Below are 11,990 nucleotides of genomic sequence, written 5' to 3'. Positions count from 1 at the left end.
ACTGGGTCCCGTCGGTCGTGGTGACCTTGAAGTACTCACCGTTCCACAGGCCGTTCGACGCACCCGTCAGCAGCTCGACCTTGGTGCCGTCGTCGCCCAGCAGGTGGTAGGTCCCGCTCCCGTCGCGCACCAGCTGGCCGTTGTGCGAGCCCAGCTGCAGGGTGGCGTTGGAGCCGGTCCAGCACTTGTCGGCGGACTTGTCGATCCCGTCCGTGGCACAGGACTTGTACTGGCGCTCGATGAAGCCCGGGCTGTAGTTCCAGCCGTCGCCGATCCAGGAGGACTGCGAGTTGCGGGCCGAGGTCTCGCCGTCCACCGACTGCGAGTCGTAGGAGAGGGAGACCGACGGCTCCGCACCACCGAGGGCCTGCGGCAGCTCGATCGGGTAGGCGTAGGTGAACGCGCCGGAGGCGGTCTGCGACCAGTTGCCCGAGGCGGCGAGCGAGGTGGCCGAGTAGTCGCCCTGGGAGCCGTCCGTACCGGCCACGGCGGCCACCGTGGTGCTCGATGCGGCGGCCGCCATCGGCGCGGCCATCATGCTCATCGCCCGCGGCGCCGCAGAACCACCCGACGCCGGTAGCGCCACGCCGGCGGTCAGCTGGTGCGTCACCGGGTCGTTGGTCGTCGCCAGCGGGGTCTGCGTCTGACACTGCGCCAGCTGGGGCGTCGTCTGCGCACAGGCCGGTAGCTGCACCAGGTGCAGTCGCGAGGCCCACCCGCCGCCGTACGCCTGCGCGACCGCACCGTAGTCCAGCGACACCGACACCTTGCCGGTGGCGCCGGAGCCGTCCTGGCGGGACACGCCCACCATCAGGCCGTCCACGCCCGCCGCCTGCGCCGTGGCCCGGTCGACGGTCCTCACCTGCACCGAGGTCGGCGTCGACGCCGGCGCGAACGGCACCGCCACCGGCTGCGCCGCGTCCGTCGCCGCGAACTTCACGCCCGCCGCGAGCGTGCCGTCGACCGGCGCGGTCTGCGTGCCCGCCTTCGGCCACACCGGCGCGGCCACCTGATGCGGCTTCAGCGCCCGGGTGCCCGCGGGCTCGTGGACCACCGGCGCCGGCGGCGAGGTGCCCGCGTTGTGTCCCCCGACCTTGGGCTGCGCGGGCAGCGGATCCGCCGCCCAGATCTTCCCCTTGTAGTGGTATCCGCCCACCACGGTCTGTGCCTGCGCCACCGGGACGAGCAGGGCCAGTGCGGTCACGGTCGCCAGTGCGACCGTCCCGCTCCTGCTTCGTTTCCGGTTGCGGGCAGCAGTGAGCCAGGACAAACCTGCCTGCACGGTGAAACCCCCATGAGATTGACGGCCCTGACGAGCCGTCACGCACCGCGCCGACCTGTTCGGCGCGATCACCGGCCAACGGTATGAGAATCACATGAGGGATGCAAAGGGCGGGTCATGGGGAGGAGTTGCCAGTAGCCCGTGGCCTGACATGGTTCTTGTGACCAATGGGGTCATTGTGATTCGAATCGGCCGGTTGCCCGTGGAACAGGTCAAGGCCTCGCAAAGCCGACGCGGGCCACGGTCGGACCGCGGCCGGACCGCGCCGGGTGAGACGATGGCGGCTCAGCCGCGCCGCCCCCGGAGGAAGCACCGCCATGGACCGTCCCGCCGCCCCGCTCGCGCTCGACGTCACCGCCGCCGCGGATCCGGGGACGATCCTGGCCGCCGCGGAGCGGGCGGAGCGGGCCGGGATGGACCGGCTGGTGGTGTCCGAGACGGCCCACAACCCGTTCCTGCAGCTGGCCCGGGCCGCCGACCGGACCAGCGCGATCGAGCTGGCCACCGGTGTCGCGATCGCCTTCGCCCGGACCCCGATGACGCTGGCCTACGAGGCCTGGGGCCTGCACGAGGCCTCCGGCGGACGGGCCGTCATCGGGCTGGGCTCGCAGGTGCGGACGCACATCGAGAAGCGGTTCGGGATGCCGTTCGACCGCCCGGCCGCCCGGATGCGCGAGTACGTGCACGCGGTGCGGGCGATCTGGGCGAGCTGGCAGACCGGCGAGCGGCTGCGGTTCCGCGGCGAGTTCTACACGCACACGGTGATGACCCCGGTGTTCGCCCCGGGCCCGGTGGCGGCCGGGGTGCCGCGGATCCTGCTGGCCGGGGTGGGCCCGCTGATGACCCGGACGGCGGGGGCGGTGGCGGACGGCTTCATCGTGCACCCGTTCAGCTCGGTGGCGTACCTGGCCGAGCAGGTGCTGCCGGTGGTCCGGGCGGCGCGGGCCGAGGCCGAGGCGGCGGGGGCGGAGTGGACGGCCCGGCCGTTCGAGATCGTCGGCAACGTGCTGACCGCCGCCGGCCGCACCGAGGAGGAACTGGCCGCCAACACCGTGGCACTGCGCGAGCGGCTGGCCTTCTACGCCTCGACGCCGGCCTACCTGCCGGTGCTGGCGGCGCACGGGTTCGAGGCGCTGCACGAGGAGTTGCACCGGCTGTCGCTGCGCGGGCGGTGGCAGGAGATGGGCGAACTGATCGACGATCAGGTGCTGGCGGTGTTCGCCGTCACCGGGTCGGTGGCGGAGGTGGCCCGGGAGGTGCACCGCCGGTACGCGGGGGTGGCGACCCGGGTCTCGGTCCACTCGCCGGCGGGGGCGGACCCGGAGCTCGACCTGGCGGTGCTGGCGGCGCTGCGCACGCTCTGATCCCGCGCCGGTCCTGTGCTGATCCCGTTCTGCTCCCGCTGCCGGCCGACTCCGGCCGCGGACCCTAGCCGCGGGCCCGCTGGGTGACGGCGATGCAGGCGATCACCAGCAGTGCGGTGACCGGGGCGGCCGCCGGGAGGTGCTCGCCGAGCAGCAGGGCGGCCCAGGCGAGGGTGAGCAGTGGCTGGGCGAGCTGGAGCTGGCTGGCCCGGGGGACCCCGATGGCGGCCATCCCCCGGTACCAGAGCACGAAGCCGCCGAACTGCGAGACCCCGCCGACGTAGGCGAGCCCGGCGAGCGCGTGCGCCGTCAGGTGCACCGGCTCCCGCGGCAGCGCCAGCGCGCAGGTCAGCGCGGTGACCGGCAGCGCCACGACAACGGCCCAGCCGATCACCTGCCACCCGGGCATCCCCCGGCGGGCCAGCAGCCCGCCCTCCGCGTACCCGGCCGCGCAGACCAGCAGGGCGGCGAACAGGTAGGCGTCCGCGAGGCCCGGCCGCCCCGCGCTCTGCTGCACGGTGAAGGCCAGCACCACGGCCGCGCCCGCGCCCGCCGCACCCCAGAACAGCCGCGGCTGGCGGGACCGGGTGCGCAGCGCCGCCCAGACCGCCGTGGCCATCGGCAGCATCCCGATCACCACCGCGGAGTGCGCCGTGGACGAGGCGCGCAGCGCCAGCGTGGTCAGCAGCGGGAACCCCACCACGCAGCCGAGCGAGACGACGGCGATCCCGGGCCAGTCCTGACGGCGCGGCAGCGGCGCCCGGCTGACGGCCAGGCAGCTCCCCGCCACCAGGGCCGCGAGCACACCGCGCAGCCCGGTGGCCGTCCACGGGCCGAACCCCGCCAGGGCCCAGGCCGTCGCCGGGAAGCTGAACGAGAAGAGGAGCACGGCGGTGGCCGCCACGCCGAGCCCGCCGACCGCTATCGAGCGAAGGGAAATAGCGCTATCGTGTGTCGTCATAAACAAGCGTAGCAGTGGGAAAGGTGGCCGCACCATGGAGCGCACCAGCGTCGCCGAGTTGGCCCAACTGCTGCGAGGGGAGCTCGGCCGCTACTCGCCAGGAGAGAAGCTGGCCTCCAGTCGGGCGCTGATGCAGCAGTACCAGGTGAGCCCCGTGACCGTGTCGCGGGCGATCGCCGTGCTGGTCGCCGAGGGGCTGGTGGTCTCCCGCCCGGGGGCCGGGGTCTTCCGCGCCGCCGACGCGCGCCCGGCGCCCGCCGCCGGGGACACCTCCTGGCAGGAGGTGGCGCTCAGCGCCGAGGCGGGCGTGCCGCCCTCCCGGGCAGCCGACGCCACCGGCGTGCTCGGTGCGCTGACCCTCGCCCCGCCCGAGGTGGTCGACCTGAACAGCGGCTACCTGCACCCCACGCTCCAGCCCGAGCGCGCGCTGGCCGCCGCACTGGCCCGGGCCGGTCGCCGCCCCGGCGCGTGGAGCCGGCCCCCGGTGGACGGCCTGCCCGAACTGCGGGCCTGGTTCGCCCGCGACATCGCCGACACGCTCACCGCCGCCGAGGTGCTGATCGCCGCCGGCGGCCAGAGCGCGCTCACCACCGCGCTGCGCTCGCTGGCCCCGCCCGGTGCGCCGGTCCTGGTGGAGTCGCCGACCTACCCCGGCCTGCTCGCCGTCGCCCGCGCGGCCGGGCTGCGCCCCGTCCCGGTGCCGATGGACCAGGACGGGGTGCGCACCGACCTGCTGGCCGCGGCCTTCGCGGCCAGCGGCGCCCGGCTCTTCGTCTGCCAGCCGCTGTTCCAGAACCCGACCGGCGCGGTGCTGGCCGGCGACCGGCGGGCCGAGGTGCTCCGGATCGCCCGGGCCGCCGGCGCGTTCGTGGTGGAGGACGACTTCGCCCGCCGCCTGGTGCACGCGGACGCGCCCGCGGTGCCGGCGCCGCTGATCGCGGACGACGCCGACGGGGTGGTGGTGCACATCCGCTCGCTGACCAAGGCGACCTCGCCCAACCTGCGGGTCGCCGCGCTGGCCGCGCGCGGCCCGGCGCTGGCCCGGCTGCGCGCGGTGCAGGCGGTGGACAGCTTCTTCGTGCCGCGGCCGCTGCAGGAGACGGCGCTCGAACTGGTCGCCGCCCCCGCCTGGAGCCAGCACCTGCGCACGCTGGCGGCGGCCCTGCGGGACCGGCGGTCGGCGCTGGCCGCCGCGGTGGCGGCGCGGCTGGGGGCCGACGTGCTGCCGGAGCGACTCCCTTACGGCGGGTACCAGTTGTGGCTGCGGGTGCCGGCGGGGTGGACGGCGGAGGGGCTCGCGGCGGCCGCGCTGCGGGCCGGGGTCGCCGTGACGCCCGGCGGGCCGTACTTCACGGCCGAGCCCCCGGCCGCCCACCTGCGGCTCAGCTACGCCTACGCCGAGAGCGCGGAGCAACTGGCCGAGGGCGCCGCGCGCTTGGGGCGGGCGCTCAACTGAGCAGCTGGGCCTGCCCGTTGCCGACCGACCAGTCGGCGCGGTCGTTCTCGGTGAGGGTCACCAGCACGTCCTGCGGCCGGATGCCGGCGCCGGCCTCCAGATGGGCGGCGATCAGGCGGTACAGCTCCCGCTTCTGCTGCTCGGTGCGGCCGCGGACCAGGGTGATCTGGACGCACACCACGTCCTGGCGGTCGATGCCCAGGTACTGCTGATCGAAGATCAGCTCCGCGGCGGGGTGGGTGGTGAGCACCTGGAAGCGGTCGTCCGCGGGGATCCCGATGGCCTCGACGAGGGCGCGGTGCACGCCGTCGGCGACGGCGCGCAGGGTGGCGGGGGAGCGGTCGGTGCTGGCGTCGATCCGGACGAGGGGCATGGCGAGGCTCCTTATGTTCGCGTTTCGTCGAACATAGCACTGTTCGTGATTCCTCGAACATGGTTCACTGGGCCGGTGGCACGTCGAACGTCCGGTCAACTCATCCACCCCGCACGGGAGGACCTGGTCCTCACCGAGGTGCTCGCCGCCCTGAGCGACCCGCTGCGGCTGTCCGTCGTCGCGGAACTGGCCGCGGGCGGCGAACGGCCGTGCAGTTCCTTCGCCCTGCCGGTCGGCAAGTCCACCCAGAGCTGGCACTTCCGCACCCTGCGCGAGGCCGGCGTGATCCGCCAGCGCGACGAGGGGACGCGGCGCCTGAACTCGCTGCGCACCGAGGACCTGGAGGCCCGGTTCCCGGGACTGCTCGCCCTGGTGGTGCGGGAGGCGCGGGTGGTTCGGGAGGCGCGGCGGGCCGACCGGTAGACAACGGGCCCGCCCTGCTACGGAGTCGTCGCCTCCCGGTGCAGCGGGCGCAGCAGGGCCCAGGTGGCGAAGGCGGCGGCGAGGGCCAGCATGGCGATGCCGCTCCACAGGTTGATGTTCCAGCCGGCGGCCTTGGCCCGGTCGGCCGAGGTGGTGAAGGCCGCGCCGAGCACGGTCAGGACGGTGCCGTAGACGGCGAACAGCAGGGCCAGCAGGTGGCGCAGGTCGAACAGGGCACGGTGCACGGGTGCGGTCTCCTCACCAGAAGACGATGTTGAGGACGGTCGCCAGCACCAGTGCGCCGACGCCGAGCAGGACCGGGCTGCGGTACCAGCCGCGGTCGCCCGGGTCGGCCGCCTGCGCGTGGTGGTCGCGCGGGGTCAGGCTCCAGACCAGGCCGACCAGTTGGGCGTCCGGCTTCGGCACGCCGCGCAGCGAGACGGCCACGCTCACCGTGATGTCCACCACGAACGCGGCGCTGGCGGCGACGAAGCTCGGGCCCTGCCCCGACAGGTGCAGCACGTGGTGGCGGACCAGCTGGTCGATCGTCACCGCGGCCGCCGTACCGCTGATCAGGCCGAGCCCGCCGGCCAGCGGGGTGGTCCGCTTCCAGAACATGCCCAGCAGGAAGGTGGCGAAGAGCGGGGCGTTGAAGAAGGAGAAGAGCGTCTGGAGGTAGTCCATGATGTTGTTGTAGCCACTGGCGATGAAGGCGGTGCCGATCGCCACCGCGCAGCCCAGCACCGAGACCAGCCGCCCGACCCGCAGGTAGTAGTCGTCCGACCGGTCCTTCACCACGTACGCCTGCCAGAGGTCGTAGGTGAAGACGGTGTTGAAGGAGCTGACGTTGGCCGCCATCCCGGCCATGAAGGCGGCCAGCAGACCGGTGATCGCCACGCCGAGCATGCCGGACGGCAGCAGGTCGCGGATCAGCAGCTCGATCGCGTTGTTGTAGGTCACCCCGTTCGCCGCCGTGTGGTCGCCCGCCTTGTAGGCGGCCAGCTCGGGGGAGAGCACCGCGGCCAGCATGCCGGGGATCACGATCACCAGCGCGATCAGGGCCTTCGGGTAGGCGCCGATCAGCGGGGTGCGGCGGGCGGCGGACATGTTGCGGGCGGCCAGGGCGCGCTGCACCTCGGCGAAGTTGGTGGTCCAGTACCCGAAGGAGAGCACGAAGCCGAGCCCGAAGACGATGCCGAGCACCGAGAGGGTCGCGTTCTCGATGCCGGTCAGGTTGCTGCCGGGCCAGGCGTGCAACTGCGCCTCCGCGTCGGGGTTCAGCGCCCGGATCCGTGCGGTCAGCCCGTCCCAGCCGCCGACCTTGTGCAGGCCGACCAGGGTGAGCGGGATCAGCATCGCGATGATCACGAAGAACTGCATCACCTCGTTGTAGACCGCCGCCGACAGTCCGCCCAGCGTGGTGTAGGCCAGCACGATCGCCGAGGCCGCGATGATGGAGACCCAGAGCGGCCACCCCAGCAGCAGGTTGACCACGGTGGCCAGCGCGTAGAGGTTGACCCCGGCGATCAGTACCTGGGCCAGGGCGAAGCTCAGGCCGTTGACCAGGTGGGCGAACGGGCCGAACCGGCGCAGCAGGAACTCCGGCACGCTGCGCACCCGGGACCCGTAGTAGAACGGCATCATCACCAGGCCGAGGAAGACCATCGCCGGGATCGCGCCGATCCAGTAGTAGTGCACCGTCGGGATGCCGAACTGCGCACCGTTGGCGGTCATCCCGAAGATCTCCACGGCGCCCAGGTTGGCCGAGATGAAGGCCAGGCCGGTCACCCAGGCGGGCAGCGCGCGCCCGGACAGGAAGAAGTCGGTGCTGGAGGCGACCGAGCGGCGGGCCAGCGCGCCGATCCCGAGCACCATGACGAAGTAGACGCCCAGCAGGGCGTAGTCGATCGGCTCGGCGTCCAGGCGCAGCGCGCCTGTCGCGAGCACGGCGGCAGGACCGCCCGCCGGTACGGACATGGGACGCCCACCCCTCGCAGAGCCGGTCGCGGAGACCCCCGTTCTACCGCCGCGCCGCCCCGCTGCCGCGCGCGCTCACCCGGTGGGCGGCGTGGCGCTGGGCCGGTCGGCCGAGTGACGCGGCATCAGGCCGCCCGGAGCGGCGCCGGGGTACGGGCGAGCGGCCGCGCCGGGTGCGCGCGTGCGGCTGCGGGCGTGCGACCGCAGTGCAACTGGTCTGCAACGTTCGCCGCCGCGACCTTGCGCCGGACTGCCGACGGCGACAACCTGGAGTTGACCTACCAGTGCACAGGGTGACGGGCGGGGGGCCGTCGCCGTCCGTGCCGGACTGCCGACCCGTGACCGCCCGCGTCGACGAAGCGAAGAGCGCGCCCGGTGCGCGCGACCGGGCCCCGCCCTGCGGACCGCAGGGGCGGAGCGGGCCGAAGCCGATCAGCACCCACCTCCGACGTGTTCACCGCCCCGGGCGTTCCTGCCCCCGGGCGAGTACCCGACAGACCAACCGAACGGAGTGGCCATGCCAGTGGCGATCGTCGGACGCGAGGGGCCGTTGGCCGGGCGCCGGTTCCCCGTCGGCAGCACGCCGGTCACCTTCGGCCGCAGCGGTGACTGCAGCGTGGTGATCGCCAGCAGCAGCGCCTCGCGCCTGCACGCGGAACTCCGCCGGGAGGCGGGCAAGTTCGTCCTGTACGACCGGGGCAGCCGGAACGGCACGGCGGTCAACGGGAAGCGGGTGACGTCCCACGTCCTCGCCTCCGGCGACCTCATCACCATCGGTGGCGAGGTGTTCGGCTTCGAGGTCACCGAGGCGACCGAGACGGTCGTCGACCTCACCCTGCCGCTGGCCCTCGAACCGGGCCCGGTGCTGCACGTCACCGTCTCGGGCGGCGGTCCGGTGGGGCTGAGCTTCGCCCTGCTGCTCGAACACTTCATGGGCCGGCGGGTGGCCGTCACGATCCACGACGGCCGCTGGATCCAGGACGGCCCGCGCGTGGTCTGGAAGGACGAGAGCCAGGGCAACGTCCGGCGCCAGCAGGTCGTGACGGTCCAGAGCCGGCAGTACCTGAACCTCTCCGAGGAGATGCAGGCGCGGATGTTCGCGGCCGACGCCTACTCCGAGATGTGGCCGACCGGACCGGACTCCATCCGGGGCCACGGCCCGCGGAACATCCGGATCGCCCACATCGAGGACGTGCTGCTGGAGTTGGCCAACGAGAAGTCCGGCGCCATCCGACTGGTCCCCGCCGCCTTCGACCCGACCGAGCAGCCCGCGGAGGCGGCCGGGGACCACGTCCTCGCCATCTGCGAGGGCGGGCGGTCGCGCACCCGCGACCACTACACCGACAAGTTCGGCACCCCGGACACCTCGATCTACTCGCTGAACGGACAGCACCTCCAGGACGTGGTGCTGGGCCTGCGGGTGAAGTCCGACCTGCCGGACCCGATGTCCGTCCTGCTGACCGTGGCCCAGAACCGGTTCCTGCTCAACTCCCTGCGCGGGGAGGGCTTCCTGAACATGCGCCTGACCGACGCCGAGGCCCGGGAGGTGATCGGGGTCGACCCCGTCCGGCACGTGTTCGAGGAGTGCGTCGCCTCGCGGCCGTGCCTGATGGGGCGCAACGAGGAGGGCGACTTCCGCTGCGCGACCCACGGCACGCTGTTCCTGCCCGCACTGGTCCGGGGATCGGCGCTGTGGAAGCGGGTGCTGGAGGGCCTGGTCCTGTTCGGCGTCAGCGAGGAGAACCTGAGCGCGGTCACCGGGTTCCGGTTGGACATGGTCCAGCGGCCCCGGTTCACCGCCCGGCTGCGCCCGCCGACCGCCACCGACCCGGGCACCTTCGGCTTCCTGCTCGGGGACGCCGCCAACGCGATCCACTTCTGGCCGGGCCGCGGGCTCAACAGCGGTTTGGCGTCGGCCATTTCGCTGGCCCGCTCGCTCAGCGGCAACTGGCAGGGCCGACCGCTGCGCGACGCGGACTTCGTGCGCCACGAGGCGGCGATGTCGATGCTCCAGTACCGGCACAAGAGCCGCGCCTGGAACGCCATGGTGACCACCGACCAGCACGGCGTCAGCTGCGCGATCAAGGACACGATCGCGCGCAGCATCGACCAGGACGCCCCGCAGGACCCGGGACCGCGGGGTACGGCGGGGGCGGCGGACATCGACCTGTTCATGGCCCAACTGCGCGGCATCCGCGCCCGCCTGGCCGCCCGGATGCCTGGCCTGCCCGACGACGCGACGCTGCGCCACCACCTGGGGCGGCTGAAGCCGGAGACCCTGCGCACCCTGGTCGCGAGCGGGGCCTGGGACACCCTGATGGTCGGTGGCGAGGAGGTCGACATCGACATCTTCTACCAGCAGCGCAGGCCGTCCCTCCCCGCCGCGAGATCGCCCCGGCGCCACGGGCAGGACGCGGTGGTGTCGGACTGACCCGGGGGCGGGGGCGGGGGCGGGGGCGGGGGCGGGGGCGAGGGGTGCCGGGAGTCCGGGGGGTGGTCAACTCCGGCCCTCTCAAAGGTCCTTCGGGGAGAGGATCGCGGTGATGAGTTCCCGGCGACTGCGCACCCCGAAGCGGGAGAAGACGGCTGTCAGGTGCTCCTGGACGGTGTACGCGGACACGTGGAGCCGGGCCACGATCTCCCGGGTGGAGAGGCCCTGGAGCACCAGGGCGGCAACCCGGTGCTGCGCCGGGGTGAGTCCGTGGGCGGCCAGGAGGAGGGAGCCGAGCCGGGCGGCGGGCGCCGGCTCGACGACCACGGCGACCTGGTCGCCCGCACGGCCCCGGAGGCGGGTGGCGTGCAGCGCCAACCACTGCCCGTCGGCGGTGCGCAGCCTGACGCCGCCGGGCCGCTGCGACGGGTCACCGGTCTGCTCCGGCCGGGCGGCCACCGCGTAGACGGACATGGGCAGGCCGGCGACCTCGGGACCGTCGAGCCGGGCGAGCCAGCGCTCGGCGTCCTGGCTGATCGACACCACGGACAGGTCGGCGTCCAGCACGACGACACCGGGGGAGCCCGCGGCCCGGGGGCCGTCACGGGTCAGCGACTCGTGGACGACACAGCGCCGCAGGGCCTCGGCCAGATGCGGGGTGATCTTCCGGATCACGGCGAGGTCGGCCTCGGAGAACCCGGCGTCGGCGTCCGCCCGGTGCAGGCACAGGACGCCCCAGCACTCGTGCCCCGTGACCAGGGCGGCCCGGAGCTCGTCGCCGAGCCCAAGGCCCGCCATGATCTCGCGGGACCGGGCGCTGGCGGACCGCTGCCCGCCCGTCGCCCGGTCCAGCGTCGTCACCACCTGCGGTCCGCGGGCGAGATCGGCGAACTTGTTGACGTCGTCCCGGCCGAACTCGTTCGCCAGGAAGAGCGGTGCGGCGCCGCTCAACGGCTCCTGGGCGAGTGCCGAGGTGAACAGCAGGGTCGCCGGGTCGACGGAGGCGAAGAACACGGCTTCGACGGGCAGGATGCCCGGGAGCCGGCGCACCAGCTGCGCGCCGAGCGCGGACCGGTCCAGGTCCGCGTAGCAGCTGTCGATCAGCCGCTCGACGTGGCGCTCCCGCAGACCGCTGGCCATGGCTTTCACGCTACGCCGATGCGCGGGAGCGTGCCGGTGCCGGTGCAGGTTCCTGCGCCTGCGCCGGGACGAGGCCGAGGCTGCGCAGCAGGCCCAGCTCGTCCAGCCGCCCCCAGCGCTCGGTGATCCGGCCGTCCCGTACCCGGAAGATGTTGATGCCGTCGAGCACGAGCGGCCGGCCGTCGCCCGCGACGCCCATCAGCTCACCCTGCTGGGTGCCGGAGGCGGTGAAGAGTTCGGCCACCAGGTCGCCTTCGCCGACCAGGAGTCCCAGGTCGGAGTGCCAGTCGGGGCACGCCTGCCGGAACAGGGCTCCGGCCGCGCGCATGCCTTCCCGGTCGGGTCCCAGGCCGACGCGAGGGTCGTGGTTGACGAAGTCCTCCGCGAGGTAGGTGTCGACGGCCGACAGGTCACCCCGGGTGAACAGTGCGTCGATGAATCCGGTCACTGTCTGCTTGTTCTGTTCGATGGTGTCCATGGGACCAGCCTCGGCGGACCGGCTCCCGGCCGGAACCCCAGGAATCTGGGGTACGCACGGAGGAGTGTCCGGAGGCGGCCCGTTGACCCCGACCGCCCGACCGCC

At 73.5% G+C, this 11,990-nt stretch carries 10 protein-coding genes and 1 pseudogene; 4 read left to right on the top strand and 7 right to left on the bottom strand.

Annotated features, from left to right (window positions below; genetic code table 11):
* A pseudogene (locus tag ACFW1A_RS31505) lies at window positions 1-1,204 on the bottom strand (hypothetical protein); the annotation flags it as partial.
* Between the two features lie 395 nt (window positions 1,205-1,599).
* Between ACFW1A_RS31505 and ACFW1A_RS31500 the strand changes: the two are divergent.
* Complete coding sequence (locus ACFW1A_RS31500; RefSeq protein WP_380414857.1) at window positions 1,600-2,646, top strand: TIGR03617 family F420-dependent LLM class oxidoreductase; 1,047 nt, start codon at window positions 1,600-1,602, stop codon at window positions 2,644-2,646.
* A gap of 64 nt (window positions 2,647-2,710) precedes the next feature.
* Here the strand turns inward: ACFW1A_RS31500 and ACFW1A_RS31495 are convergent, their stop codons facing one another.
* Window positions 2,711-3,607 carry a DMT family transporter gene (locus ACFW1A_RS31495; RefSeq protein WP_380414855.1) on the bottom strand — a complete coding sequence of 299 codons (897 nt, stop codon included), beginning with the start codon at window positions 3,605-3,607 and terminating at the stop codon, window positions 2,711-2,713.
* A gap of 34 nt (window positions 3,608-3,641) precedes the next feature.
* Between ACFW1A_RS31495 and ACFW1A_RS31490 the strand changes: the two genes are divergently transcribed.
* Window positions 3,642-5,063: a PLP-dependent aminotransferase family protein gene (locus tag ACFW1A_RS31490; RefSeq protein WP_380414851.1), complete on the top strand. Its 1,422-nt coding sequence runs from the start codon at window positions 3,642-3,644 to the stop codon at window positions 5,061-5,063.
* On the opposite strand, the gene ACFW1A_RS31485 is transcribed toward ACFW1A_RS31490, so the two are convergent.
* A complete protein-coding gene (locus tag ACFW1A_RS31485; protein ID WP_380414848.1) occupies window positions 5,056-5,436 on the bottom strand; it encodes a tautomerase family protein in 381 nt (126 codons plus the stop codon). The two genes, ACFW1A_RS31490 and ACFW1A_RS31485, sit on opposite strands and share 8 nt — an antisense overlap.
* A 75-nt stretch (window positions 5,437-5,511) precedes the next feature.
* Between ACFW1A_RS31485 and ACFW1A_RS31480 the strand changes: the two genes are divergently transcribed.
* A complete protein-coding gene (locus tag ACFW1A_RS31480) occupies window positions 5,512-5,859 on the top strand; it encodes an ArsR/SmtB family transcription factor (protein ID WP_380414846.1) in 348 nt (115 codons plus the stop codon).
* 17 nt (window positions 5,860-5,876) lie between these two features.
* Here ACFW1A_RS31480 and ACFW1A_RS31475 read toward each other — a convergent pair whose 3' ends face one another.
* Both ACFW1A_RS31475 and ACFW1A_RS31470 read right to left on the bottom strand, forming a co-directional pair.
* On the bottom strand, window positions 5,877-6,104 hold the full coding sequence (locus ACFW1A_RS31475; RefSeq protein ID WP_380414844.1) for a hypothetical protein: 228 nt from the start codon (window positions 6,102-6,104) through the stop codon (window positions 5,877-5,879).
* 13 nt (window positions 6,105-6,117) lie between these two features.
* Complete coding sequence (locus ACFW1A_RS31470; protein WP_380414842.1) at window positions 6,118-7,836, bottom strand: sodium:solute symporter family protein; 1,719 nt, start codon at window positions 7,834-7,836, stop codon at window positions 6,118-6,120.
* A gap of 517 nt (window positions 7,837-8,353) precedes the next feature.
* Here ACFW1A_RS31470 and ACFW1A_RS31465 point away from each other — a divergent pair.
* Window positions 8,354-10,267: an FHA domain-containing protein gene (locus tag ACFW1A_RS31465; protein ID WP_380414840.1), complete on the top strand. Its 1,914-nt coding sequence runs from the start codon at window positions 8,354-8,356 to the stop codon at window positions 10,265-10,267.
* An 81-nt stretch (window positions 10,268-10,348) separates the two neighbouring features.
* Here the strand turns inward: ACFW1A_RS31465 and ACFW1A_RS31460 are convergent, their stop codons facing one another.
* Both ACFW1A_RS31460 and ACFW1A_RS31455 read right to left on the bottom strand, forming a co-directional pair.
* On the bottom strand, window positions 10,349-11,407 hold the full coding sequence (locus tag ACFW1A_RS31460) for a LuxR C-terminal-related transcriptional regulator (protein WP_380414838.1): 1,059 nt from the start codon (window positions 11,405-11,407) through the stop codon (window positions 10,349-10,351).
* A gap of 10 nt (window positions 11,408-11,417) precedes the next feature.
* Window positions 11,418-11,885: an ester cyclase gene (locus ACFW1A_RS31455; RefSeq protein ID WP_380414836.1), complete on the bottom strand. Its 468-nt coding sequence runs from the start codon at window positions 11,883-11,885 to the stop codon at window positions 11,418-11,420.
* Window positions 11,886-11,990: the final 105 nt, after the last annotated feature.

The organism is Kitasatospora sp. NPDC058965, from assembly GCF_042741245.1.
Taxonomy (GTDB): domain Bacteria; phylum Actinomycetota; class Actinomycetes; order Streptomycetales; family Streptomycetaceae; genus Kitasatospora.
Note: the sequence above shows the minus strand (reverse complement) of the source record. Positions and strands in the feature narration are given on the sequence as shown.